Raw genomic sequence first — 26450 nt, 5'->3', positions numbered from 1 at the left:
TACTAATCAGGCTGCCTTTGTATGGTGCATATCTCTTAGTTTTTCAAGCAGGTTGCGCTCTTCATTGTTAAGTTGTGTTGGCAGCATTACATTTATTTTTACGTAAAGATCACCGTGTTGGTCGGGTTTGCCGTAGTGTGGCATCCCTTTGCCGCGTAGCCGCAGTGTCTTGCCGTTTTGTGTCCCAGCGGGTATCTTTAGCTTGATGGTTCCGCTCATAGTGTTCACATGCGTCTCTCCCCCAAGTATGGCTGTGTACATGTCCAGATTCAGGTCCGTGTACAGATCATCGCCTTTGCGGTCAAATTTGGGGTGCGGCCTGATGAGTACCTTAATGTATAAATCACCGCTTTGGCCACCACCGGCAGCCGGACCTCCCTTGCCTTTGATACGAAGTGTCTGTCCGTCTGCAACGCCGGGCTTGGTGGTGATACGAAGTTGCTGTTGATCTGTATTAATCAGCCTGGAGGTACCGCTGTATGCTTCTTCCAGGGTTATCTCCATTTCGGCCTGATAGTCCTGTCCTCTATGGGTGCGTGTTCTGCCACCCGCTGCCTGGCCAAAACCGCCACCTCCGCCAAAAAACTGCTGGAAGAAATCTGAGAAGCCGCCGCCACCTCCGCTGCCGCCAAACATATCGTTAATGTCCTGCTGCGAAAAGCCGCCGCCGTAGCTTTGGTAACTGCCACCTGCCGGACCTCCCCCTTGCTGGAACTGCCGCCAATTAGCACCCAACTGATCATACTGCGCACGCTTGTCTTTATCTCCTAATACTTCGTAGGCTTCACTGATGTCCTTAAACTTATTTTCAGCTGCCTGGTCGCCTTTGTTCTTATCCGGGTGATACTTCTTGGCTAAGGCACGGTAGGCTTTTTTTATGTCTGCCTGCGAAGCAGATTTCTCTACTCCCAGTATTTTATAATAGTCCTTGTATTCCATTTGGCGATACTTTTTGACTTTGCAGTAGTATGTTATGTTGTACTGTTACCTCTTTGTTAAGTTGCATAACGCAAAGAAGCACTGCCAAGGCAGTGCTTCCGTCAATTTTTACACTTATGCTGATGTTAGATAGAATCTGTTACAACGAGTAATGCGTGTATCACACCAGGTAAGAAGAAGAGCAGCGTCAAGATGATATTGATCCAGAAGGAGGTGCCGATACCATCGTGCAGGAACACCGCCAATGGAGGCAGCAGTATAGCAAGTATGATTTCAACGATAGAGGTTCTGCTTCCTCCTCTGTCCTGCTTAAGTGCCTCTTTCAAATCTTTCTTAAGCTCTTTTTTCTCTGCTTTGGTCATGTTGGCAATGCGTTCTTTTGCCAGTTCCATGGCCTCCGCCTCTGTTATAGTTTCGGTAACTACTTTCTCTTCTACAATTATTGGCTTTACTGCTTTTTTAGGAGTTACTGCAGGCGCAGCTACACTCGCTTCCAGAGCAGGTTCTGCGTTCTGTTTAGTGGCCTCTTCCTCTGCTGCCAATAAAGCTATCTCAGAAAGTGAAAGAGCATCTGCTTCAGGAGTTGGAGTTGCCTTTTCTTTTGCCTTGTTGTACGCTTCAGGCTTTTGAGGTGCAAACTTATAGTATTCGGCCGAGCTACAGGCAAACATCATCTGCGCAGCTAGAATAATAATGGCCAGGTTAAGTAGACTTTTAAATTTCATAGTTTCAGGAATTAAGTAATTAAAAAATTTAATACACATGCTTTTACAGCAAGTATAGTAACTAGCTATATAATGAACAATACTTCATATGTATAAACTTTGTTTTAATAAAGTACCATTATTACCAAATCAGGCTACCCTTTCCTGCTGCTGCTGAGGACGTTTATTCTGGAATGCCTCAGATAAAGAAGCTTTCAAAACATCCTTTAGCACCTGCCATTGTTTCGGATCTCCCTCCGGAAACTTCTGATTAACCTCCAGCTCAATGCCCATGTATTCATCAGCTTTAAATCTTTTGCGCAGGTATGTCGGGAAACCATCTGCAATGCCCAGGTAAGGATAATTGTTGCGGACAAGGAATGCCGGGCTCTGTTTATTTATTGCCTGTCGCCACTCTTTGCAAAATTGCTGTTCGCCTTTTCGCTTCGGATCATATAGTAAACCAATATCACCATGACGAACCTCTCCGTTTAGCACCGGGGTAAACGAATGGATGGATATGTGCAGCACACTGCGGCCAGCCCTTACAAAATCTTGCACAAGTTGCTCCACCTTGTCGCGGTACGGATAATAGTAGTTTTTAAGTATAAAGTTCTTATCGCTATCAGCCAAAGACCTAGTATAGTCTGAAAAGAGCTTTTTATGGTGCAGCGACCTGTTCAGTTCTACAAGCAAACGCGACGTTTCGGAGAAAAAACAGATATCAGCTATAGGCTCTAGTTCTCTAAATAACTCAAGTGCACCTATATCATAACCGGCATGGGATTTTAGTACATCTTGGTGCCCCTGGAAAAGCGACTGGTAGGCAACAGGTATCTGGTTACCTCCGTGCTCACAAGTTAACAGTAGTTTTAGCATGGTTTTTCTGGTAAAAACACACCTCCGTTCTGAAGGCAAATAGCTAAGTTCTGGTATACTTCTTTTATACGTTCTTCTGATGGATTCTCGCCGGCTGCCTCAGATATTCTTCTCGATAAATTTCCTCTTGATAGGATCACGTGCAAGGCGTAGGCTATTTCAGGCTGATCGTCTAGCATAATGGTTTCTTTGGCAAGATGTTTCCAGAGCTCCCCAACTGTGCAGTTTTCAGTGCACTTAAACCCGAACAGGTCTATAAACTCCATGTTTGTGATTACAGCCTGCTGTCCTTTGGCAATCACGTCCTCAAGTATGGCTGCCAACCTGTTTTCATCCCAGGTTTTGAGGTCTGCTATGCTTACCCATCGCTCTGCAACTAGGGCTTGTAATACAGATACAACTGCCTGTGCAATGGCCATATCCGCCACCGGACTCTCCTGTATATCTATAAGCCTGATCTCGATGGCATTTCGCTGAAAACGGGCAATGGCACCCCTGGAGTTCAGGAACTCATCCTGCAACACTCCTTCTTCATCGTAGGGTTTGATAGCCTGATAGATCGGCTTAAGAATTTTGTCTTCATACGCTTTCTTACTAAAAGCTTGCTCTGGTATTACCTTACCGGCGATCAAAGGAATCCTGTCCTGGTTATGGCGGTATACTTCCAGTCGGGTATCATCCAGACCACTGAGCTTACCATCCAGAATTGGAGATGAGGCACTTAAGGCAGGTATTATCGGAAGCAGCACACGAATCGCCGCATGCAGTTTCTCAAATTCTTTGTCGTTGGCAAATGGCAGGTTCAGGTGCGTGCTCTGCAGGTTAGCCCAACCATGGCCCCGGCAGTCGAATATCTTATTGTAAGCCTCATACACGGCATTGTACTCATGCGGCCACAGTTTAGTATCGGTGTCTGGGTTCATAAGCGGGTGAGCACCAGTCGGGAGCAACATTGCATTATACTTCTCCAGCATCTGGTTTATCTTACGCACGTGCTCCAGCATTTTCCATTGCAGACCGGCCAGTTTCGCCACAGGCCCTTGTGTCTTCAATTCCACTACATGCAGCACCAGTTCGTTGCTCCAGGCAATGTCGCCAAACTCCACATCAGACAAGTACTCTCCCACCTCGTCATAAATCAGTTTGTCTGTAATAGGCTTTACCTCCAGGCTGTCCTGATCCACGATCATATACTCCAGTTCGACACCAAATCCTTCAAAAAGGTGCAAGGGTGTTTTGCGGCTACTCATCTGTCCTAATGTTTTTGTGATTGTCGATACGGCGCTTAATGGACTTAATAATGGATGCATAAAGTTCTTTTTTTAGAATTTTGTCTTCGCACCCCGCCTCAATGCTGGGGTTGTCGTTTACCTCAATTATGTAAGCTTTTCCGTCTATCTCTTTTACGTCTACTCCATACAGGCCATCGCCTATCAGGTTAGCAGCTTTAAGTGCGGTATGGAGTACCACAAACGGAACATCTTCGAATGGAACTGTCTCTACGTCTCCGGCTGTATCTTGTTTCTTTCCTTCCCAATTATATATCTGCCAGTGGCCTTTCGCCATAAAGTACTTACAGGCGTACAGCGGTTGTTTATCCAGCACACCAATGCGCCAATCAAAATCTGTTGGCGAGAATTCCTGCCCGATTATTAGCTCAGAATCTGCCAGCATCTCATCCAGATTCTTTTTAAGGCATTCCGGGTCCTTAGCTTTTACCACCCCCTGCGAGAAAGAGCTATCCGGCTTCTTGAGCACACAAGGCAAGCCCAGTTCCTTCTCCACTTCATTCCGGTTGTCTTTATGGATGATCATGGTCTTTGGCGTTGGTACCTTTGCCTTCGCCAGCAATTCTGCCAGGTATACTTTGTTTGTGCAGCGTAAAATGGATATAGGGTCGTCTATCACGGCAAGTCCGTCTGCAAACGCCTTACGGGCAAACTTATAAGTATGGTGATTGACGGAGGTAGTCTCGCGGATAAAGAGCGCATCGAACTCCGGCAGCCTGCGGTAATCATCCTTTGTTATAAGCTCCACGTAAAAGCCCATCGCGTCGGCGGTATCCATAAACTGCTGAATAGCTTTTTTATCTGAAGGCGGCTCCTGCTCGTCAGGGTCTACAAGTATGGCCAGGTCATATGTTTTGCGGGTGATGCGCGCGCCTGAGAAACGGTGCCTTGCAAAGTATGATTTGGCAAACCGCCTTAAGTAGCTCTGATGGTTTTCGGGTACCTCGTTTATTGGTATAGGAGTTATACTTTGCAGCACCCACTCATCTTTAAACACAAACTGCGCGCGCAGCAGTGGCGCCTGGAACAGGTCGTGCAGCTGTTTGCAGAGCTTTTCATACTTCTTGGCTACGTTCTGCCCGAAATAGATACTCAGGGTAAAGCTTTTAGAACGCAGGCTGCTCAGGCTTTTCTGTATCAACTCGTTCAGCTCCACGGTAATGGCCCGCACAATGGTGGGGCTTTTCAGGTCCTGCATGGTGGTAACGCTGGGTATGGGCTTGTGCCCGCGCGCCTCTGCCAGCAACGATACATAGTAGCCCGCGCTCTGGTATCTGTAAGATCGGCACAGGTTAAATATCCGGGCATTCCGGATATCGGTGTATTTTGTGTCGGTAAGATAGCTTTGTGCTTCAATTACCTCTATATCTTCTATCGCCGCATCCCAGTCTTTGAGATAATCAACAACAACTATTTTTCGCATGTTTTATACTTGGTCGGGTTCAGTGATGGATGGTTGTATAGCCAGCAGGTTCGCATCGAACGTGGCCATGCCCAGCATAATGGAATTAATCAGGTGAGATGCTTTTACCTCGTAATAATTGTCTTTAAAGTAGGGGTTCTCCTGGTACGGGTCAGCCACTACAATACTCTTCATGTCTTCGCCGAACCCGCAGAGCACCACAAAGTGCCCCATGGGGTAGCCTTGTACATCGTCGTAAACCGAATTGCCTGCTTCGTCGGCAAACTCGCGTGCGCTGCGATAAAGATAAGTGGCGCTTAAACCTGTAAGCAAAGGTATACCCTGTTCAAAATATTCTATTAAAAGTGATTTGGTAAGGTCGCGGCTTTTGAGCTCCCCGCCCAGCCTCAGAAACTCGATGTACGCCATCGTTGCCCTCCTGAACTTGCTTCCTTTCTTATACTCCAACTGCTGCTCTAGTTTTAAGATGATCTCCTCGTTGCTGAGGCCGATCCAAGTTGGGTCGAAAATGTGCAGGTTGTAAGTATAAATACTGGCCCTGTAGCCGCGCTTTAAGGCATGGCAGGCAAGCAATACTTCCAGTGTGCCACCCTCATCCAGGTAGGGTACTTCTTTTATTACATCGCTAAGTGTGATTGGATCTTTAAAATATCGGTACACGGCATGCAGGCTGGTGGGGCCACAAGTGGAGTCGTCTGGTTGCGTGTGTATCTTTATCGGGATCACGAAGTATGGCTTCTAATTTAAGACATCATTGATGTGCCTTTTATACGCGCCTGTCAGGTTTAGTTTTAGTATTTTTAAACGATGTTGTTGTCATTCATACATAATCTGGCACGAAATCAGCTACTCTTTAACTTGTAAATCTTGTAAGTTTTTATAGATTTAAGATAAAATAAGCAGTAGCGTCTATGAATTGGAGCATAGGTATAAGGAAACGTGACAAAGTAGCTCTTGCCCTTGGGTTTATCTTTTTGGTGATTGTGCTTGCTAACTGGTTTGTTAACTACAGCATGAAGCAGGTTAGCCATCACTTCAAATCTGTGTATGAAGACAGGTTGGTGCCGGCGCTGGATATATCAGCTATAGTAGAGCGCAGCTATAAAAATCACCTGCTGCTGGAGGAGCACATCCTTACAGACGATACAACTGAAAAAGAGAAGTTAAGCGGAGATATCAGCCAAAATCAGAAGCAGATAGACTCTATACTTGTTAAATTTGAGGGTACCTACCTCACCATAGACGAGCGGCAGAGCCTTGAGAACTATAAAAAAGCGCGGCAAAACCTGCTGACCGTCCAAAATGCGATACTTAGCCAAAGCGGTAACCTGAACACTGTGGCAGCCAAGAAAAGTTTTAATACAGCTGGAAACGCTTCATTTCAGTTACTGCTTAACCCACTGCATGATTTAAGCAAAATTCAGGGTACCATAGGACATGAATTATTGAATTCGGCCGAAAGGCAAATGAACTTTATAAAACTCCTGACTACACTTGTAATTGCCATGGCGGTTATCATAGCACTACTTGTGGCAACGCTGCTGCAGACTTCGCGCAAGCTAAACTCTATTAAGCAGCAGAACTTCCGCTTAAACTAGCATAATCACAATACTACCCGAAACTCTTGCACTGAAACCTTAAGATGCAGAATGCAAAAAGGCACCCATTATAGGTGCCTTTTTAATTGATATTAGTGAAGTACTATCGGCGGAACATCAGTTCTCTGTACTTTATCAATGGCCAGTCTTCATCATCTACCATCAGCTCCAGTTTATCAACGCTATAACGGATAGTATCAAAATAGTTAAACACCTGCTCCCGGTACATGATGGCGCGCTCACGCACATCTTCTTCTTTGTTAGCTATCTTACGGGCCTCGATCATGGCATCCACATTCTTCTGGATAGTAGTAATGTGGCGAGACATTTTTTTGATAGCTTCTAGTGTTGTTTGAGTAAACTCATCTTCTAAACCAAGATCTTTCAAACCACGAATGTTCTGTATGAGTTTATTCTGATATGCGACAGCCGTAGGAATGACATGGTTTACAGCCAGGTCGCCCATCACACGCGATTCGATCTGAATCTTCTTGATGTAGTCTTCCAACAGGATCTCATGGCGCGCCTTTAGTTCAACGCTCGTTAAGATGCCGTGCTTGGAGAAAAGCTCCACTACATCCTCACGCTCGTATACATCCAGGGCAAGCGGTGTAGATTTAATGTTAGACAAACCACGACGCTCTGCCTCTTCTTCCCACTCTTTTGAGTAACCATTCCCTTCAAAACGAATTCGCTTCGACTCGGCTACATACTCACGCAGCACCTGGATAACAGCCACTTCTTTTTTAACGCCCTGGTTCTCGATCAAGTCATCCACTGTTTTGCGGAACTCCAGCAGCTGATCTGCTACAATGGTGTTCAGAACTGTCATGGACGAAGAGCAGTTAGCAGAAGAACCTACGGCACGGAACTCGAATTTATTACCTGTAAAGGCAAATGGAGAAGTACGATTACGGTCTGTGTTGTCACGTAAAACTTCCGGTATTCTGTCAATGCCCAGTTTCAGGTACATATTATCGCCTTTTTCGATAGGCACTTTAGAGGTACGCTCAAACTCATCCAACACTGCTGTTAGCTGCTGACCGATAAACACTGACATGATAGCCGGTGGTGCTTCGTTGGCTCCTAAGCGGTGGTCGTTGCTGGCAGAGGCTATACTTGCACGAAGCAGGTCGTCATACTTGTAAACAGCCTTAATCGTGTTGATGAAGAACGTTAGGAACTGAAGATTTTCTTTTGGCTTTTTACCAGGGGATAATAGGTTAATGCCTGTATTGGTGCTCATAGCCCAATTATTGTGCTTACCGCTACCGTTTACACCTTTAAATGGCTTCTCATGAAGCAACACTTTAAAGTTATGACGCTCCGCAACACGATCCATGATATCCATCAGCAACTGGTTGTGGTCTACAGCCAAGTTTGCATCTTCAAACGTAGGGGCACACTCAAACTGGTTTGGCGCTACCTCATTGTGGCGGGTTCTAAGCGGAATGCCTAATCTCCAGGCTGACTTTTCGAAATCAACCATGAAAGCGTGTACGCGGCTAGGTATACTTCCGAAGTAGTGGTCTTCCAACTGCTGTCCTTTGGCTGGCGCATGTCCAAATAAAGTACGTCCAGAAACGATCAGGTCAGGGCGCGCTTCATAAAGGGCTTTATCTACCAGGAAGTACTCCTGCTCTATACCTAATGTAGTGCTAACCTTGGTTACATCTTTATCAAAATACTGGCAAACCGGCACAGCTGCATCGTTCAGCAGTTTCAGCGACTTAAGCAAAGGAGCTTTATAGTCCAATGCCTCACCTGTATAAGAAACAAATATGGTAGGGATACAAAGAGTTTTGGTACCCGCATTCTCTATCAGGAAAGCCGGAGAAGACGGATCCCAGGCACTGTAGCCACGCGCCTCGAAGGTGTTACGAATACCACCGCTCGGGAAAGACGATGCATCCGGCTCCTGCTGTACCAAGGCATTGCCTTTAAAGCTTTCAATCGCTTCTCCGTCAGAAGTAAGGTCGAAAAAAGAGTCATGCTTTTCGGCAGTAGTGCCTGTTAACGGCTGAAACCAGTGCGTATAATGCGTAGCCCCTTTGCTGATGGCCCATGTTTTCATGGCAGCAGCAACAGCGTCGGCCAGGTTGCGGTCTACCTTCTCTCCTGCTTCCGTTGTGCGAACCAGTCGCTTAAAGTATTCTGAAGACATAGTAGCGCGCATGGCATCGAAGCCAAACACGTTCTCGCCGTAGTAATCTGATATTTTGTGAGATGGAAGTACTACCTCACCTGATTTGCGCTGGCTTACCAGCTCGAGCGCCTTGAAACGAAGTATTGCCATGGATATAAAAGGGGTTGGGTTAAATTTCTGAGGCAAAGATAAAGGAATTTATGCAAGTGCAACAGAAAGGGGTATAAATTTACAGGGGTGCTTAAGATTTTAAATACAATATTTATTTAACACCCCCTAAATTATAAAGGCCAATTGCGCCGATAATATTATTACATAGTACACCCCCTCATATTTGATTAACCCCAACAGTTTGATACTGGAATTTTCTTTCTCAGGCTATCGTTAAGATTGGCTGGAGTATTACTTTATATTTGTGACGTGAAAAAACACGTATACTTTCAACCCTTATACTTTTTGTTCTGGCTGCTGTATTTTGTAGTAGCCCGTGCCTTGTTTCTGGTTTACCACCTGGATAAATCAGAGCAATTGAGCAGTGGAGACCTCTTTAATACTTTCCTGTACGGCTTAAGACTGGATGCCTCATTTACAGCCTATATCAGTATTATTCCCTTTCTGGTGAGCACAGTTGCCGCTTTTTGGCCAAGGCTTAAAGTCGGCGGTTTTATCAGGTCCTATACCTTTACCATATTGGTGCTGATATCGGTTTTGCTTTCTGCAGACCTGGAACTTTATACTTTCTGGGGCTTCAGACTAGATGCTACGCCGCTACAATACTTAAATACACCCGGCGAAATGTTTGCCACAGCAGCCACAGCACCTGTATTCCTGCTAAGCCTGGTTACAATGGCACTGAGCGCTGGATTTATACTTTTATACTTGTATCTCTTCGGCAAAAAGAAGTACTCATTTAACAGCAGCAAACTTTTAGCCGGGGGCCTTTCTTTTATGTACCTGGTACTACTGGTGTTGCCGCTGCGTGGCGGATGGCAGCAGATTCCGATTAACCAGAGTGTTGTATACTTTTCGGATAAGCCTTATGCTAACCATGCCGGCCTTAACATGCCCTGGAACCTGATGCACGCCATGCTCAAGTATAGCAAGACGAGCAGTAATCCATATCAGTACATGCCAGAAGAGGAAGCAGCTGAAAAAATTGCGGCTCTTTATCATACTTCACAGCCAGTTGACACAACTGTCCTCCGCAACACAGCCAAGCCCAATGTTCTTTTTATCATACTTGAGAGTTATACTGCCAAACTAGTAGACCATTTAGGCGGTGAAGCGGATGTAACGCCTAATTTAGATAAACTGGCAGCAGAAGGTATCACCTTTACTAACCTCTATGCCAGCGGCGACAGAAGCGAAAAAGGAATGGTTGCCTTATTAAGCGGTTATCCTGTACAAACGGTTACTTCGATCATCAAAACCCCTAAAAAAACAGAGAAGCTACCGCAGTTAAGTAAAGTTTTTAAGGAGCGGGGTTATAAGACCAGTTTCTATTACGGAGGAGAACTGGAGTTTGCAAACATTAAATCATACTTGCTAAATGGTGGCTATCATAAGCTGGCAGACAAGTATGATTTTGATCCGAGTACCTATAATTCTAAGTGGGGAGCGCATGACCATGTACTTTTTGATAGGGTGCTGGAGGAATTGAAGCAGGAGAAGCAGCCCTTTTTCTCGACAGTTTATACTTTAAGCAGCCACGAACCCTTCGAGATTCCAATCGATCCTAAATTTTCCGGCACAACTAATGAAGCCTTGTTCCGGAACAGCGTGTATTATACAGATTGGGCACTGGGTAGATTTATAGAACAGGCAAAGCAGCAAACATGGTGGGATAACACCCTTATCGTACTGGCTGCAGATCACGGACACCCTCTGCCCGGCGATGATGCTAACCACCAGCCCAGCAAATTCCGGATACCGTTTATACTTACCGGAGGTGCTGTAAAGCGACAGGGCCTTAAAATTAACACTATCGGCTCCCAAACAGATATTGCCACTACCCTGCTGGCCACACTAAAGCTGCCGCACCAGGAGTTTACCTGGGGGCACAATTTGCTGGCTCCTGTAGCCAATCCGTTTGCTTTTTATGTGTTTAACGACGGCTTTGGGTACATTACTCCACAGGGTGTGCTTACTTTTGATAATGTATCGAAGCAAGTGATCAGTAAAGACAGCAGCGTACCGGAAGAGCAGGTAGAGTTGGGTAAAGCCTATATGCAGTACTCATATGGCGATTTTGTAAAGAAATAATCAAGATGAGTGATTGTGTGAATGTTAAAGACACATCAGACGCTTAAAGACCAAGCTCATCTTTCTAGTTAATTACCAACAATTTACACGTTGCGTAAAAAACAAAACTCACTGTTTCTCGCATTCACTCATTCACAATTAAATTTCGTACCTTTGCGCTCTTATTATGAAGAAAGTAGCTTTTTATACCTTAGGCTGTAAACTAAACTACTCCGAAACCAGCACCATCGGACGCATTTTCCAGGAGCGTGGGTTTGAGAAAGTAGAGTTTACAGATACGCCTGATATCTACGTCATTAACACCTGCTCGGTAACCGACAATGCCGATAAGAAATGTCGTAAAATTGTAAAAGAGGCCCTGAAGCACTCGCCTAATGCCTTTATTACCATAGTAGGTTGTTATGCGCAGCTTAAACCAAAAGAGATATCTGAAATACCGGGTGTAGATGCCGTATTGGGCGCTGCCGAAAAGTTTCAACTGGTAGATATCCTGGAGACGTTTGAGAAAAAAGACAAGGCCGAAGTATACGCCAGCCCTATTTCAGAAGCCAATACATTCCATAACTCTTACTCCTTCGGCGACCGCACCCGTACCTTTCTTAAAGTACAGGACGGCTGCGATTACTCCTGTACCTTCTGCACTATACCCTTAGCCCGTGGCAATAGCCGCTCCGACAGTATAGCTAATGTAGTGAAGTCTGCACACGAGATTGCTGAATCAGGTGTAAAAGAAATTGTGCTGACAGGGGTAAATACTGGTGATTTTGGGCTGCAGGACGGCAAACGTGTAGAGACTTTCTTTGAACTGGTGCAGGAACTGGATAAGGTTGAAGGAGTTGAGCGTTTTAGAATCTCTTCTATTGAGCCAAACCTGCTGAAGGACGAAATTATTGAGTTTGTGAGTCAGAGCCAGCGTTTCATGCCGCACTTCCACGTGCCGCTACAGTCGGGTTCGAATAAGGTATTAAAACTGATGCGCCGCCGCTACCAGCGCGAACTATATACAGATCGTGTGGCTAAAATAAAAGCCCTTATGCCGCATTGCTGCATTGGGGTGGATGTGATTGTGGGCTTTCCAGGCGAAACAGAAGAGGACTTCCTGGAGACGTACAACTTCATCAATGACTTGGATGTTAGCTACCTGCACGTATTCCCATACTCTGAGCGTGAAAATACCCTTGCTCCAGACATGCCCGGCAAGGTAAGTATAAAAGACCGTAACCGCCGTGCCGATATGCTTCGCATCTTATCTGAGAAAAAGAAGCGTCACTTCTACGAGCAGAATATTAGCCGTGAGTTTACAGTGTTGTTTGAAGACGACGTGAAAGACGGAGTAATGGAAGGCTGGACGGAAAATTACGTGCGTGTAGCTGCCAAGTATGACCCGGTGCTGGTTAACGAACTGAAGCATGTGCGCCTGACAGGGATTGACACAAATGGCCTGATGGAGGCTGAAGAAACCTACCAGGAGATACTAAAGCATTAAAATGTTTAGGCTTAAACGAAAATTAAGCTATATTTAGAGTTGAAAAACTTCCAACTTAGATAAACTAAAAACTTACTGTGAAATTATTAAAACTAACCTTGGGCCTTGCTGTGGCTACAGCTGCCCTTGCATCCTGCGATCAAAATGGCGAAAAGGCAGTAGTTGTAAAAGAAACTGGTGCTACACAAACAACCGAAGCAGGCACTCCTGACATTGTGTATGTTAACTCTGATTCGCTACTGGCTAACTATGAGTATTTTAAAGACGTTAGAACCAGACTACAGGGTAAAGCAGAGGCCAAAGAGAAAAGCCTGCGTTCTCAGGCAGAGTCTTTCCAGAAAGAAGTTCAGCGTTTCCAGCAGCAGGCTGCAAACATGACTGTTCAGCAGGCTTCCGCTACAGAGCAACGCCTGATGCAGAAGCAGCAGCAGTTGCAGGCGCTACAACAAAGCTCTGGCAACGAGCTAATGAGCGAAGAGTCTGAGGAAATGAAGAAAATCTACGATCAGGTAGAGTCTTACCTTAAGAAACTGAGCGAAGAGAAAGGCTATAAAATGGTACTTACTTACCAGCGTGGCAACAGCGCCATCCTTTATAGCGACTCTACAAGAGATATCACTACTGAAGTAGTTGAAGGCCTTAACAAAGAGTACGAAACAGAGAAAGTTGAAGCCGACAAAGCAAAAGAAACTCCGAAGAAGAAGTAATAAGCAATAGCTATACCAGAAAGGCGAGCCATTAGGTTCGCCTTTTTTTTATATAATGATTTTTCATAACTGATGTAGGTATCACGCAGTAGTGCTTTAACCATAAGTTTTTACCAAAAAATCAAACAACTACCGTAAACATTATTAAAGTGTGGTAACCGGGATTTGCATTTATGTAGGCCAATAATTGAGCAAAACTGAATAACTCATTGAGTTTATACTTAAATACATTATTATGAAAACGCTCAGTATCCTTTACCTTTTTCTTTTTCTAAGTCAGTTTACCAGCGCTTTGTATGGTCAGAAACGGCCACCCATAATCGACATGCACCTGCATGCCGACCTGCCACCTTACAAGATTAATGAAGGAGAACCTGCTCTCTGCAGGCCGGAACCATGTGAAGGTACAGGTGGTGCTACTGCGAGCCATGATGAAACGTTAAGAAAAACATTAGAGATCATGGATCGCTACAATATCGTCAGGGCCCATCTGAGTGGCCTTGACCCCGCAATCATTGCGAAATGGATCAAAGCGGATCCGGATCGTTTTATTGCCGCTCCATTTATCTTCCAACCTGGACAACCCAAAGCAGAAGACCTTAGAAAGAAATACGCAGAAGGCTTTTATGGCGGCATGGGAGAAATAGCTACACAACTAAGTGGCATCGCGCCAAACGACCCGAAACTTGAACCTTACTTTGCCCTTGCCGAAGAACTTAACGTCCCTACACTCATTCACACAGCAGGCATTGGGCCCTACCTTCCGTCTTTTCGTTCAGCTTACGGCAGCCCGCTTTTATTGGAAGATGTGTTGGTTCGACATCCAAAACTCAGGCTTTATGTAGAAAATTCCGGATATCCCTATCTCGATGAAATGATAGCAATGATGTATCAGTACCCGCAACTTTATGGCGATGTATCCACTATTACCTGGGTGATTCCGAGAAGTGCATTTTATAGTTACTTAAAAGCACTTATAAGCGCCGGACTGGGTAAGCGGATAATGTTCGGCTCCGATCAGATGCGCTGGCCGGAGATGATTGAAAAAGGGATTCAGACCATTGAAGACGCCGATTTTTTGACAGAGGAACAAAAAAGAGATATTCTATACAACAATGCTGCAAGGTTTCTACAAATAGACACACAGAAGAAGCAATAGATAGGTATATTTAAAACTGAGGATTGAATAAAAATGCAGTAAGTTTATAAAGTTTATCCATAACGCTTCATAATTTTGCTCTAAGCGCACTAAAGTGAAGTGACAAGCAGTACTGGAACAAGTAGCCAAATACCAAATTTATATGACCTTCAGAGAAGCAACAGTTTCCGATATACCACAGATTCAAAAAGTCCGGCACTCAGTTAGAGAAAACATACTTTCGGATCCTACTTTAGTGACTGATCAGCATTGTGAGGATTATTTAACTAAACGTGGCAAAGGCTGGGTTTGTGAGATTGATGGTGAAATTGTGGGCTTTGCCATAGCAGATCTGCAGGAATGTAATGTATGGGCACTGTTCCTTAAACCAGAACACGAAGGGAACGGCATCGGCAAACAACTGCAAAACATCATGCTTAACTGGTACTTCAGCCAGACGACAGCCACCATCTGGTTAGGGACAGGCTTTAACACCAGAGCTGAAGAATTTTACCGCAGGCAAGGCTGGGAAGAAACCGGACTTAACGGATCTGACGAAACCAGATTTGAGATGAGCTATAATGCATGGCGTAGCAAAACCTTAATTGAGCAATAAGCAAGTATACCCTAATCTCCTACTCGTAACGCAATGATTCTATTGGATCTAGCTTAGAGGCTTTAAACGCTGGGTAGTAGCCTGATATCACCCCAACACCTACGCAAATAGTAAGGCCCACTATTACCCAAAGCCATGGCACAATAAAACCACCCTCTCCAATTAAAGAGGCAATTCCGTTACCCATTAGTATACCTAAAAATATACCCACTAGTCCACCAAGTATACAGATAACGATAGCCTCGATCAAGAATTGCTGGCGTATTTGCTTGGCAGTAGCACCCAAAGCTTTCCTTACGCCTATCTCCCGGGTACGCTCGTTCACCGATACCATCATAATGTTCATCAGGCCAACAGAGGCTCCCAACAACGTAATAAAGCCTATAATAAAGCCGCCGGCTTTCAGGTAGCCAGATATTTCGTTCAGGCTCTGCAGTAGTGAGTCGCTGCGTCTTATTTCAAAAGATTCCTCCTGGCCTAAAGGGTCCTGGCGAACACTGCGCATAATACCTGTTGCCTCTCCCATTACGTAATCAAGTTCTTCCGGCTTAGGTATAACCGTTTTGATGGCATACGTGAGTTCTGCGCCACCCACAAGTGGTATCTGGCGGCCGGTTTCGAGTGGGACAATAATTCTACGATCACTACCTCCGCCCATACTGCTGCCCTTAGACTCAAGCTGGCCTACTACTTTAAACTTTCGGCCAAGCATAGTTATATACTGGCCTATAGCACTTCTTTTCTTAAACAGCTTATCTTTAACTTCACTGCCGATTATAGCTACATTGGAGCCATATTCGTGTTCGAAACTAGAGAATCCCCTACCCGCTTGCAGTATCAGATTTTGAGCCTCCACGTAATACTCATCTCCACCGATCACATTAATGTTTGGATTCGTTTTTTCTATTTCGTTCTTTACAACAGTTGCCCCCGAAATATTAGCTGATAAACTTACTTTGGCGTTGTTAGACATCATGTCTTTGTACTGCATGGCCTGCACGTAAGAGATATTAGGATACACACGATCCTTTCCACCCTGATTGTTAAACCCTTTTCTGCGTATGTCAAAGGAGTTTGCTCCCAGATTTGAAAACGTTTGGGTTAATGAGTGTTTCATACTATCCACTGCCGTTAAGATACCTACCAAAGACATGATGCCAATAGACACAATAAGTCCGGTAAGTATGGTTCTAAGCAAGTTGCCTTGTATGGCTCGTAGACCTTCGCGTATATTTTCTAGCAGATTCATCCGACAGTGAAAGATTTTTGTGCGCTTTTTACCTTTTTTGCGTTAAGTATAAAACAGCTGCTCAGCTTCTAAGTTAACTGCTTTCTTTTAAAAATGAGTCAATTTTATACATTTGATAATATTTTAAAGACGAACCTGATGTTTTTCCGTACCACACTGCTTTTCTTCACCCTGTTATTGAGTGCATTCTCATCCTTTGCCAGCACCATCCTGGTGCCTATGGATGAGTCGCAGAAGGACCATCTGAAGTCTTACGGTGCAGCTTATTGGGTGCTCAGCAAGAATGTACCGGTAGATTGGCTACTCAATTACAGAGGCGGCAGCTTTGCGTTTACCCACGGACCACAGTTGGAAAACGAGCTGGTTGTGCGGGGCATCACCTACAGTGTTATCTCGGATGCACAATACAACGGTATCCTCACCGAGATCAGCAATCCAGACGCCAACATGGACATCATGAAGCTGGAGAAAGTGCCGAAAGTGGCGGTGTATACTCCCAAATCTAAAATGCCATGGGACGATGCCGTGACGCTGGTGCTAACCTATGCCGAGATTCCTTATGACATTATTTACGACGAAGAAATTGTAAAAGGAGACCTGCCGAAGTATGATTGGCTGCACCTGCACCACGAAGATTTTACAGGGCAGTACGGTAAATTTTATGCCAGTTACCGACACTACCCCTGGTACCAGGAGCAACAGCGCGAGGCCGAAGAATCTGCCACTAAGCTAGGCTTTAAGAAGGTTTCGCATTTAAAAATGGCAGTGGTAAACAAAATAAAAGAGTTTTGTGCCGGTGGCGGCTTTCTTTTTGCCATGTGCTCTGCCACCGACACCTATGATATTGCACTGGCCGCAGAAGGCGTGGATATAGTAGAAGCAATGTTCGATGGTGACGCAGCTGACCCTAATGCACAAAGTAAACTAGACTACGCTAAAACCTTTGCATTCAAAGACTTCAGGATATCCAGAAACCCGCTCGAGTATGAGTACTCCAACATCGATATGCAGCCACAGGAACGCCCTGTAAATGAAGCAAACGATTATTTCCAGCTGTTCACTTTCTCAGCCAAATGGGATCCCATTCCTACCATGCTAACGCAAAACCATGCGAAGACCATCAAAGGATTTATGGGCCAGACAACTGCCTTCAGAAAAAGCCTGATAAAGCCTGAGGTGGTGGTTATGGGCGAGAACAAAGAGCTAGGTGAGATCCGCTATATGCACGGTACTTATGCCAAAGGAACCTGGACCTTCTATGGCGGCCACGACCCTGAAGACTACCAACACCTTGTTGGCGAAGATCCAACTGACCTCGCCTTGCACCCTAACTCACCGGGTTATAGGCTTATACTTAACAACATCCTGTTTCCGGCAGCTAAGAAAAAGAAACAGAAGACCTAAAAGATAAGAGTTATGAGTTATGAGTTCCGAGTTATTAGTAACACTCGTAACTCATAACTCAGAACTAAATTAATGCATTCTGTCTGGGCGGGGCTCCAGGTTTCGGATAATTTCTGATTCTATTTGCAGCAGCTCTTTAAAACGGGCATCCACTATATCGGCTGGCATGTATTCTTTGGCTAGTTTAACAAAGCTAACATAGTGGCCTGCTTCTGAAACCATTAGTTCGTAGTAGAATTTCTGAAGCTCTTCGTCCTGTATGTTCTTCCAGAGCAATTTAAAACGTTCACAACTACGTGCTTCAATCAATGCATTAACCAGGAGGTGATCCATTAACTGGCGTTCACGCTTGTCTCCTTTCCGGATGTGTTTACTCAGCTGCACTACATATTCATCAGGCCGGTTGCGACCCAGGCCATAGCCTCGTTTTTTTAGTTGCTCCAGTACACGCTCAAAATGACTCCATTCTTCAGCTACCAGGTCTGTCAACTCTTCTACAAGCCTAGTTTTATCAGGGTACTTAACAATAAGCGATATAGCTGAAGTGGCGGCTTTTTGCTCGCAGTAAGCATGATCTACCAGTATTTCTTCTATGTTTTTTTCGGCAATGTTCACCCAACGTGGATCAGTCGGGAGTTCAAGGCGAAGTATGGTCTTGTTTGGCTGTAATTCAGACATAAGTATTTTAATCAAAGAACATCCACTTTAAACCGAAGACAAAGCTGCGGCGCATGCCAGGATAGTATGGCGTTACAAAGTATCCAGGCTCCCACAGTTCGTCGTTTACGTGGCTCATCTTCAGGAATACATTTACTGTTTTAATGTCGGCGTTTACAAAGACATCAATTACAGGATAAGTCCTTAGTTCGAGGTTATTTTGAAGGTAGAACTGTTGCGTTACAGGCATGTAGGCATCAGCAAAGTAACTCGTAGGCATGTAAGCCTGCACCCCGAACTGTCCGAACAATGCTTTTTTGAAAATAAAGCCTTCGTAATACAACTTCGAATCAAGCACCAGTTCCGGTATCCTGATCTTATCTGCCTCATCTGTGTTGGTATAAGCAGCAAAATTCTCAAAATGTACAGATCCGAAATTTATGTGGTGCAGTATGTTTGCTCCCCAGAACCGCTGGTTTCCGTTAAGCTGCTCCGGCACGGCCTGTTCGTTAAAAAAGATGTGCCGTTTAATGTTTGTATAATTACCACTCAGCTTCACATACTGCCTCTCGCCTAGTTTGCCGCTATAACCTACCTCTGTTCTATCAATAACAGAACTGTTGAAATTATCGTTGTCCCAAGCAAAATGGTTGCTGAGCATAAATTCCTCCACAAGCGATGGTGCCCGCAAAATACGCTCCTGCGAAACTTTAAGTCCTGCCAGTTTCCCCTGTGCCTTCACACGGTAATCATTTGAAATCTGGAATTCCCCGTCAACTAGAATCTCAGCTTTGTTCTCGTAGAACAAGCGCAGCTGCCCTCCCACAAACAATTGGTTAAAGGTTGCCTCGTCTCCTCTTCTGATTTCGCTTCGCACAGTGTCGTTGCGTACAAAATCCAGTACACTGTAATCAACGTTCGCGCGGCGATACTTTAAATAAGCTTTATAAAAAGAAATGCTGCTGTTGCCAGTAAAGCCAAACTGGTTTTGCAGTTCTGTGTAGATGTTCCTGTCATGCGTTCGAACGTTAGTATAGATTGTATCCGGGTAAAACAGGAGGTTACCACTTTCAACGTCAAAAGTAAAGGAGTTGTCGCTGTATTCATTGGCCTGGCGGTACCAATCGGTTGTGCTGTAAAGCTTTAGGTTTTCACCAGCCAGTTTAAAGATGTTAGTGAGGTGCAATGCATTTCTGGATTCTTCGGTGGCAGCCTGCTGTAGCCATATACTTTCTGTTTCATAGTCAAACAGATCTTCGTAGCGGACAGTGTCTGGAACAGGTCGTATGCCTCCTGTCTCAATCTGTTCTACTTTCATAAAAGTATAATTGAAGAACAGATCGTATTTTTTGTTTTTGGAAGAATAATGTGAAAAAGCTTTCACCGCCTGGTTGTCAATCAATCCTTCGCGGCGGTTACTTGTTCCTATTTGCTTGTTAGCCGAAAGTATGCGGTAAGCTACACCAGCGTTCCAGCGGGAAGATATATTGCGTGCATAAATACCTTCGAACACCTGCTCGCCACGCTGCCCCTGCACATAGTATAAATGCGAATAAGGCGAACGGGTATCGTAATAGTTTATCGTCTGAGGGTCGTACGCATAACGGTCAAACGTATTCTTGCCAAATCGCACACCGAGCTTCTGTGGCACCCGGAAAAATAAAGGCTGGGCAGCAGTACCCACATTACCCAAATGCTGATAGTAAGCTGTATCGTTATACCAGAAACGCTCATTCTGCATATTGTTAATGGAAGTATCGATCCGGCTGCGCTGCAGGAGGCCTTCCAGCACATCTCTTTCAAATAGCTGAAGCGTGGTTTTTGGGCTGTACAGTACCTTGGTAGAATCATCTATGATCTGGGCTGAGGCATTGCGGCCAGCCAACAGACAAATAACGAGGAGGAATCCGGCTAGTAATTTAACTTTCACAGTTCAAAATTAGTGATTTTCGCATAAAAGTATGCTTGTGCCATTTCTATACCTGATAAAAGTATAAGTAAAAAGCTATATCTGCTTTAAGGCCAACTTTTGATTTACGTGTTCTGATATTATTGAATTGAATTTTTCGGCGTGTTCCAGAAAAGAAACTTCTATCGGCAAGTAAAACAAGGGCAGCTGTTTACTTATTGTTGCAAGATCTGGAGCGGTTAATTTAACGGCATCTTTGCTGGTTGTTATAATACTGATATCTTTGCCTTTATACTTACTCACAAAGTCTTTTACTTCAAGTAAATCATCAGTAGCATATGTATGGTGGTCCGGGAAAGTATAAGCTTTAACTATCGTATAACCCTGCTGCTGCAAATAATCCCGCATCGGTTCCGGGTTGGCGATTCCGGTGAGTAAAACAATGTTCTTATACACCAGATCTGTAACCCCCACACTTACAGGTTTACCATAATCAAAAGTAGAGAAGAACACCGGTGTGCCCGGCAAAGTATACTTGCTGATATTTGAAACGTACTTCTCTCTCTCAGTTTGGCTAAGCTTTTGAGGGCATTTGCTGACCACCACCACATCGGCACGTTTTGACCCTTGCCTGCTTTCGCGCAGCAGCCCCGCCGGAAGTATAAAATCTCTAAAAAAAGGTCTGCCGTAGTCGGTAAGCATAATCATTAGGGAAGGCCTTATAGCGCGGTGCTGCATAGCATCGTCAAGCACTACTACTTCAAGGTCTTGAACCGATGCCTTCAGCTTGTCTACTCCCTCTACCCTTTTTTCACAAACAGCTACAGCAACATCTGCAAAGTCCAGGTGGTATTGGTAAGGTTCATCGCCAAGCTGCGCTGCCGTAGAAGTGGCATCAGCAAGTATAAATCCGGTGGTCTGGCGTTTATAGCCTCTGCTTAGCGTTGCAATTTTATACTTGTGCAGCAGGCGCAACAGGTACTCCACGTGTGGGGTTTTACCGGTGCCACCCACAGTTAGGTTGCCAACAGCAAGCACGGGCATATCGTAAGCAGTGCTTTTAAGTATACCTTTGTTGTATAAAATATTGCGGAGGCCTGTTACACCACCATACAGCAGTGAGAAAGGCCAAAGCAGTAATTTCAGATATTTTGCCATAGGGTTGTAGCTAAAGCAAAATTAGAATTAATTTTAAAGCAATACGCCAAAACAGGAATTAATAAGAACTATGATAACCATAATAAAAGATGTAACCGACCACCTGGAACAGCTTGCTCCGCTCCGCTACCAGGAAAGTTACGACAATGCCGGCCTGCTTACAGGCAACCCTAAGGATGAAGTTAGAGCTGTTCTGATCTCACTCGACTGCACTGAAGAAGTTGTAGAGGATGCCATCTCAAAAGGCTGTAATCTGATCGTGGCGCACCACCCTATTATATTTAAAGGACTGAAATCGCTTACTGGCAAGAACTATGTAGAGCGCACTATCATCAAGGCCATTCAGAATAATATTGCCATCTATGCCAGCCACACTAACCTGGATAGCGTGGTGAATGGTGTAAACACTAAAATTGCAGACAGGCTCGAACTGCAGCAGCAGCGCATATTGGCAAACAAACCGCAAACCCTGATGCAACTGGTTACTTTTGTACCTGTAGAAAACACTGAAGCAGTACTAGCTGCCTTGCACCAGGCAGGTGCCGGTAATATTGGAGAATACAGCAACTGCAGTTTTCAGGTACAGGGTACTGGCCGATTCTTGCCTTCTGAGAACGCTGATCCCAAAATAGGCCAGCCCGGTAAGCCAGAGCAGGTGCAGGAAAACAGGTTGGAGGTTATTTTTCCGGCCTACCTGCAAGGTAAAATAATGGCTGCTTTACGAGCGGCGCACCCATACGAAGAAGTGGCTCATTATCTTTACAGCCTCGAAAACCAGAATCAGGAAGTGGGCATTGGGGTAATTGGCGAATTAGAGCGGGGCCTAAGCGAAGAAGAGTTCCTGGCTTACCTCAAAGAGAAGATGGAACTGCAAGGCCTGCGATATACAACAGTGGGTACTAAAAATATAAAACGGGTTGCCGTTTGTGGCGGTGCCGGCAGCTTTCTTATCAAAGATGCCCTACGTCAAGGGGCTGATGCACTGGTAACTGGCGACGTGAAGTACCATGAGTTTTTTGACGCAGAAGGCCGCATGATGATCGCTGACATAGGGCACTATGAAAGCGAAGTATATACAAAGGAGATTTTTTATGATACAATTTCCAAAAACTTTACTAATTTTGCAGTCTATTTAACAAACGTTAACACAAACCCTGTCAGATACACTTTTTAATACATGGAAAGTACTGTAGCCAGCAAGTTAGAAGCATTATTAAAGCTTCAGAGCATCGATTCGCAGCTTGATGAAATTAGACGCGTTAGAGGTGACTTACCCGAAGAGGTTCAGGACCTGGAAGATGAAATTGAAGGCTATGAGGTGAGGGTTCGTAAGTTTGATGACGAGATCGCAGCACTTAATGATTCTATCGCACAGCGTAAGCAAGCCATTAAAGACGCAGAAGTTCTAATCCGCAAGTATGAAGATCAGCAGCAGAATGTTCGCAACAACCGCGAATACGATGCTATCACAAAAGAGATTGAGCTTCAGAAACTGGAGATCCAGATCGCTGAGAAGAAAATCAAAGAAGCTCACTACCAGATCGAGCAGAAAAACAACGACATCGAGGGTACTAAGCACCGTTTAGACGAGCGCCGCAAAGACCTTGACAACAAGAAGCACGAACTGGATCAGATTGTTTCTGAAAGCGAGGAAGAAGAAAACAAACTGGAGCAGGAACGTCAGGATGCATCAACAAACATTGAAGATCGTTTGCTAAGTGCTTATTCTCGTATCCGTAAAAACGTACGCAATGGCCTTGCGGTAGTAACGGTTAAGCGTGATGCTTGCGGTGGTTGCTTCAATACAGTTCCGCCACAGCGCCAGGCTGACATTGCAGCACAGAAGAAAGTTATTGTATGCGAGCACTGCGGCCGTATCTTGGCTGGTGTGGAGCAGCGTGTATACTAATTAGAAATTGAGCGCACGACGCTTATATATATTATTAAAAAGGATGGCTCAACCCCATCCTTTTTTTTTGGTGCTCTACCTCTTACTGCTAAGCACCCTTCCCCTGCATGCCGTTTCGGTTTATAATACAACCACGCTTAGAGCTCACCAGGAATACCTGAAGCTAAAGATTGGCACTGCAGAGCAACTGGTAAAGCAAGAACTGCAACAGAATCCAGCAAATGCCGCTGCCCTGCTTGTAGCAAACTACGGAGACTTTCTGGAACTGTGTGTGCAACAGGATGCTACCAATTACGACGCACTTTTGCAGAGCCAGGAAAACAGGTTGCTTCAGATAGAGAAACTAAAAAGCAACAGCACCTGGAAAAGCTACGCCCAAGCTGAAGTAAAAATGCAGATAGGTATCAGCAAGTTGCTATTCGGCAATAAGTTATCTGCTGCATGGGATATCCGACAGGCATACTTACAGTATGCTTTCATCGCTAGGCGCCACCCTGATTTTATACCAAACAAAAAGACGCTGGGTATGCTGCAGGTGCTCATCGGCTCAGTGCCGGATAACTACAGGTGGTTTCTGAACATCATCGGCATGAAGGGAAGTATAAAATCTGGGCTTTCAAACTTAAGAACTGCAGCCACACAGGAGAATCCTTTCCAGGAAGAGGCGCAACTTATGTATGCCATTACCCTGCAACTGGTGGACCAGGAGAATGAACGACAGGCCATACAGTTAATTGAGAGTGCCATTAAAATCCAGCCTGACAACCTGCTCTTTCGATTTGCTGCCATGCACCTGCTTAAAAAAACAAAGCACAGCGAACAGGCACTCCGGCACTTTTTAAACAGACCGGTAAGCAGCCAGTACCTTAAGTTTCCGTACCTGCAGCACATGGCTGCGGATTTATACTTGTACCGCGGTGACTTTGACAAATCTGTAGCACATAATCTTACATTTCTGAAGCAGCACAAAGGTGAGCATTACATCAAAGCCGCGCACTTCAAACTTTATCTGGCTTATTACCTGGGTAACCACCAGCCACAGGCGCTATGGTACTACAACAAAGTAAGTGAATTAGGCAAGGAAGAGATCGAAGAAGACAAGTACGCCGCAAAGTATGTAATGAATCAGGAAAAGCCAATCAAACCATTGTTGCTGGCAAGGCTACAGTCTGATGGCGGATATTACAAAGAAGCGCTTGCAGCACTTAGAGCTTTGGATACAACAAAAGCGGCCACTCCGGTGCAGGCAGAATTCACTTACAGAAAAGCACGTATTTTCCACGGTTTACAGGACACGATACAGGCTGTTAAGTTTTATAAAAACACGATTGCCATTTGTGACGACACAAATTTATACTTTGCGCCGCATGCCGCATTGCAATTGGGCTACCTTTACAAAGAACAAAAACAGGAGGCATTGGCAAAAGTATACTTCCAGAAGGCGATGAGCTACAAAGACCATGAGTATAAAAACAGTATCGATGCAAAGGCAAAATTAGCCCTGTCAGCACTATAGTCACAGATAAGGATGTTTACGGTAACTATAAAAGCAGAGGAACTGCCAATATCTTTAAGTGAGTTTCAAAAAAGAGCGCTTGCATGGGCTGATAAGTATAGCTTTGTTGCCTATTACAACCCAAACGACATAGCTTATCCGCATAATGGCTTTGAACATAGGCTGGCTGTCTCCTCGGGCGCCGCTGTAAAAATCGATCAGCAGCAGGTACTGCAAAGTATGCGGCAGGAGCTTTCGAAGCAGCATAACATGTGGTGTGGTTATTTAGCCTATGACCTAAAGAACCAGATTGAAAACCTCAATAGCCATAATTCAGATAATCTTGCTTTTCCGCTGGCCTTTTTTTTCGAGCCAGAGGTACAGTTATACTTTAAAGATGGCGGTGTAACAATCAAAAGCACAAAGAACAACACAAGCGAAGTAGTTGAAAGTATTATTGCCTTACCCACGCCAGTTGCAGCGGCATCTTCCAACCTTAAAATACAGCAAAAGGTAACTCCGGAAATATACAAAGCAAATGTAGAATGTATAAAAGCGCATATACTGGAAGGTGATGTGTACGAGCTAAATTATTGCATGGAGTTTTATGCTGAAGACGTAGAAGTTAGCCCTTTACCTTTATACTTGGCTCTGAACGAAGCTTCTCCTACCCCATTTTCCGGTTACCTGAAGTATAACGATAAGTACCTGCTGTGTGCCTCTCCGGAACGCTTTCTTAAAAAAGAAGGGCCTAAACTGATTTCCCAACCGATAAAGGGTACCATCAGGCGCGGACAAACCCCGGAAGAAGATGCGCAACTACAGCACCAACTGCGCCACGACGAGAAAGAACTGGCCGAAAATATGATGATCGTGGACCTGGTGCGAAATGATTTAAGCCGTTCCTGCGGGGTCGGAACCGTGCAGGTAGAGGAAATGTTCGGGATATACGGTTTCAGGCAAGTGTCGCAAATGATCTCAACCGTAAGCGGTGAATTAAGAGAGGAGAATAATCTAATAGATGCATTGGCAGGTGCTTTTCCGATGGGTAGCATGACGGGTGCCCCTAAAATAAGCGCTATGCAGCTGATAGAAGAACTGGAAGTTACAAAACGTGGTCTATACTCAGGCACCTTCGGATATATCACTCCAGAAAACGACTGTGATTTTAATGTAGTGATCAGGAGTATTCAATACAACGCCAGCAACAAGTACCTATCTTTTATGGTGGGCAGCGCCATCACCTACGACTCCGACCCTGAACACGAGTATGAAGAATGCCTGTTGAAGGCGCAGGCAATCATGAAGGTATTAAACCAAGGTTAAACTTGCGCCTTCAAATTCTAAATGTTGAATTATAATTATGAATGAAAATAATCGGAAGTCATACTTAATGAGATAAGTACACCAAGTTTAATTTATCATTCTTAATTCCTAATTCATAATTTTTAAAAGGCCTGCCATTCTGTCACGGTTTTGAAG

General features: G+C 44.7%; 22 protein-coding genes. 11 read left to right on the top strand and 11 right to left on the bottom strand.

The features are described 5' to 3' along the window. Positions 1–6: 6 nt before the first annotated feature. The 6 genes from H8S84_RS02360 to H8S84_RS02335 all read right to left on the bottom strand — a co-directional run bounded on the left by H8S84_RS02360 (position 7) and on the right by H8S84_RS02335 (position 5960). Entirely contained in the window at positions 7–939 is a 933-nt protein-coding gene (locus H8S84_RS02360) for a DnaJ C-terminal domain-containing protein (RefSeq protein ID WP_187065668.1), read from the bottom strand. A 125-nt stretch (positions 940–1064) separates the two neighbouring features. Next, positions 1065–1664 carry a YqaE/Pmp3 family membrane protein gene (locus H8S84_RS20275; RefSeq protein WP_317175417.1) on the bottom strand — a complete coding sequence of 200 codons (600 nt, stop codon included), beginning with the start codon at positions 1662–1664 and terminating at the stop codon, positions 1065–1067. A gap of 129 nt (positions 1665–1793) precedes the next feature. Next, positions 1794–2522: an N-formylglutamate amidohydrolase gene (locus tag H8S84_RS02350; protein ID WP_187065667.1), complete on the bottom strand. Its 729-nt coding sequence runs from the start codon at positions 2520–2522 to the stop codon at positions 1794–1796. Beyond that, positions 2516–3772: a carboxylate-amine ligase gene (locus tag H8S84_RS02345; RefSeq protein ID WP_187065666.1), complete on the bottom strand. Its 1257-nt coding sequence runs from the start codon at positions 3770–3772 to the stop codon at positions 2516–2518. Before H8S84_RS02345 ends, H8S84_RS02350 begins: the two co-directional genes overlap by 7 nt. Then, positions 3765–5234, bottom strand: a complete 1470-nt coding sequence (locus H8S84_RS02340) for a RimK family protein (RefSeq protein WP_187065665.1) — start codon at positions 5232–5234, stop codon at positions 3765–3767. The genes H8S84_RS02345 and H8S84_RS02340 overlap by 8 nt, the downstream gene beginning before the upstream one ends. Positions 5235–5237: 3 nt before the next feature. Next, entirely contained in the window at positions 5238–5960 is a 723-nt protein-coding gene (locus H8S84_RS02335) for a peptidase-C39 like family protein (protein WP_187065664.1), read from the bottom strand. Positions 5961–6145: 185 nt separating this feature from the next. On the opposite strand from H8S84_RS02335, the gene H8S84_RS02330 reads away from it, so the two are divergent. Further along, positions 6146–6832 carry an MCP four helix bundle domain-containing protein gene (locus H8S84_RS02330; RefSeq protein ID WP_187065663.1) on the top strand — a complete coding sequence of 229 codons (687 nt, stop codon included), beginning with the start codon at positions 6146–6148 and terminating at the stop codon, positions 6830–6832. Positions 6833–6935: 103 nt separating this feature from the next. On the opposite strand, the gene H8S84_RS02325 is transcribed toward H8S84_RS02330, so the two are convergent. Next, positions 6936–9128 carry a glutamine synthetase III family protein gene (locus tag H8S84_RS02325; protein WP_187065662.1) on the bottom strand — a complete coding sequence of 731 codons (2193 nt, stop codon included), beginning with the start codon at positions 9126–9128 and terminating at the stop codon, positions 6936–6938. Between the two features lie 270 nt (positions 9129–9398). On the opposite strand from H8S84_RS02325, the gene H8S84_RS20270 reads away from it, so the two are divergent. From H8S84_RS20270 to H8S84_RS02300, 5 genes are all read left to right on the top strand, one after another. Further along, a complete protein-coding gene (locus H8S84_RS20270) occupies positions 9399–11240 on the top strand; it encodes an LTA synthase family protein (protein WP_187065661.1) in 1842 nt (613 codons plus the stop codon). Positions 11241–11406: 166 nt separating this feature from the next. Continuing rightward, entirely contained in the window at positions 11407–12726 is a 1320-nt protein-coding gene (gene mtaB / locus H8S84_RS02315; RefSeq protein WP_187065660.1) for a tRNA (N(6)-L-threonylcarbamoyladenosine(37)-C(2))-methylthiotransferase MtaB, read from the top strand. 77 nt (positions 12727–12803) lie between these two features. Beyond that, positions 12804–13433, top strand: a complete 630-nt coding sequence (locus tag H8S84_RS02310) for an OmpH family outer membrane protein (protein ID WP_317175416.1) — start codon at positions 12804–12806, stop codon at positions 13431–13433. Between the two features lie 235 nt (positions 13434–13668). After that, positions 13669–14592 carry an amidohydrolase family protein gene (locus tag H8S84_RS02305; RefSeq protein ID WP_187065659.1) on the top strand — a complete coding sequence of 308 codons (924 nt, stop codon included), beginning with the start codon at positions 13669–13671 and terminating at the stop codon, positions 14590–14592. A 142-nt stretch (positions 14593–14734) separates the two neighbouring features. Next, complete coding sequence (locus H8S84_RS02300) at positions 14735–15187, top strand: GNAT family N-acetyltransferase (protein WP_187065658.1); 453 nt, start codon at positions 14735–14737, stop codon at positions 15185–15187. Positions 15188–15206: 19 nt separating this feature from the next. On the opposite strand, the gene H8S84_RS02295 is transcribed toward H8S84_RS02300, so the two are convergent. Next, positions 15207–16436 carry an ABC transporter permease gene (locus tag H8S84_RS02295; RefSeq protein ID WP_187065657.1) on the bottom strand — a complete coding sequence of 410 codons (1230 nt, stop codon included), beginning with the start codon at positions 16434–16436 and terminating at the stop codon, positions 15207–15209. A 138-nt stretch (positions 16437–16574) separates the two neighbouring features. On the opposite strand from H8S84_RS02295, the gene H8S84_RS02290 reads away from it, so the two are divergent. Then, positions 16575–17840 (top strand): asparagine synthetase B, encoded by a 1266-nt coding sequence (locus H8S84_RS02290; RefSeq protein ID WP_187066638.1) that lies wholly within the window; start codon positions 16575–16577, stop codon positions 17838–17840. Positions 17841–17909: 69 nt separating this feature from the next. Here the strand turns inward: H8S84_RS02290 and miaE are convergent, their stop codons facing one another. The 3 genes from miaE to lpxK all read right to left on the bottom strand — a co-directional run bounded on the left by miaE (position 17910) and on the right by lpxK (position 21564). Then, on the bottom strand, positions 17910–18518 hold the full coding sequence (gene miaE, locus H8S84_RS02285; protein WP_187065656.1) for a tRNA-(ms[2]io[6]A)-hydroxylase: 609 nt from the start codon (positions 18516–18518) through the stop codon (positions 17910–17912). Positions 18519–18525: 7 nt separating this feature from the next. Then, positions 18526–20427, bottom strand: coding sequence for a putative porin (locus H8S84_RS02280; protein ID WP_187065655.1), 1902 nt, complete (start codon positions 20425–20427; stop codon positions 18526–18528). 75 nt (positions 20428–20502) lie between these two features. Beyond that, positions 20503–21564, bottom strand: a complete 1062-nt coding sequence (gene lpxK, locus H8S84_RS02275) for a tetraacyldisaccharide 4'-kinase (RefSeq protein ID WP_187065654.1) — start codon at positions 21562–21564, stop codon at positions 20503–20505. Positions 21565–21634: 70 nt separating this feature from the next. On the opposite strand from lpxK, the gene H8S84_RS02270 reads away from it, so the two are divergent. The 4 genes from H8S84_RS02270 (at position 21635) to H8S84_RS02255 (ending at position 26294) form a co-directional block, all read left to right on the top strand. Then, positions 21635–22738: a Nif3-like dinuclear metal center hexameric protein gene (locus H8S84_RS02270; RefSeq protein WP_187065653.1), complete on the top strand. Its 1104-nt coding sequence runs from the start codon at positions 21635–21637 to the stop codon at positions 22736–22738. Positions 22739–22741: 3 nt separating this feature from the next. Further along, the gene (locus H8S84_RS02265) at positions 22742–23473 is read left to right on the top strand and encodes a zinc ribbon domain-containing protein (protein ID WP_187065652.1); all 732 of its coding nucleotides are present in this window, start codon (positions 22742–22744) and stop codon (positions 23471–23473) included. 70 nt (positions 23474–23543) lie between these two features. Next, positions 23544–24989, top strand: a complete 1446-nt coding sequence (locus tag H8S84_RS02260; RefSeq protein WP_317175415.1) for a tetratricopeptide repeat protein — start codon at positions 23544–23546, stop codon at positions 24987–24989. A 12-nt stretch (positions 24990–25001) separates the two neighbouring features. Beyond that, the gene (locus tag H8S84_RS02255; RefSeq protein ID WP_187065650.1) at positions 25002–26294 is read left to right on the top strand and encodes an anthranilate synthase component I family protein; all 1293 of its coding nucleotides are present in this window, start codon (positions 25002–25004) and stop codon (positions 26292–26294) included. The last annotated feature ends 156 nt before the right edge of the window (positions 26295–26450 follow it).

This window comes from Pontibacter cellulosilyticus, assembly GCF_014306105.1.
Classification (GTDB): domain Bacteria; phylum Bacteroidota; class Bacteroidia; order Cytophagales; family Hymenobacteraceae; genus Pontibacter; species Pontibacter cellulosilyticus.
The sequence above is the reverse complement of the archived record's forward strand: the minus strand, read 5'-3'. Positions and strand labels throughout refer to the sequence as shown.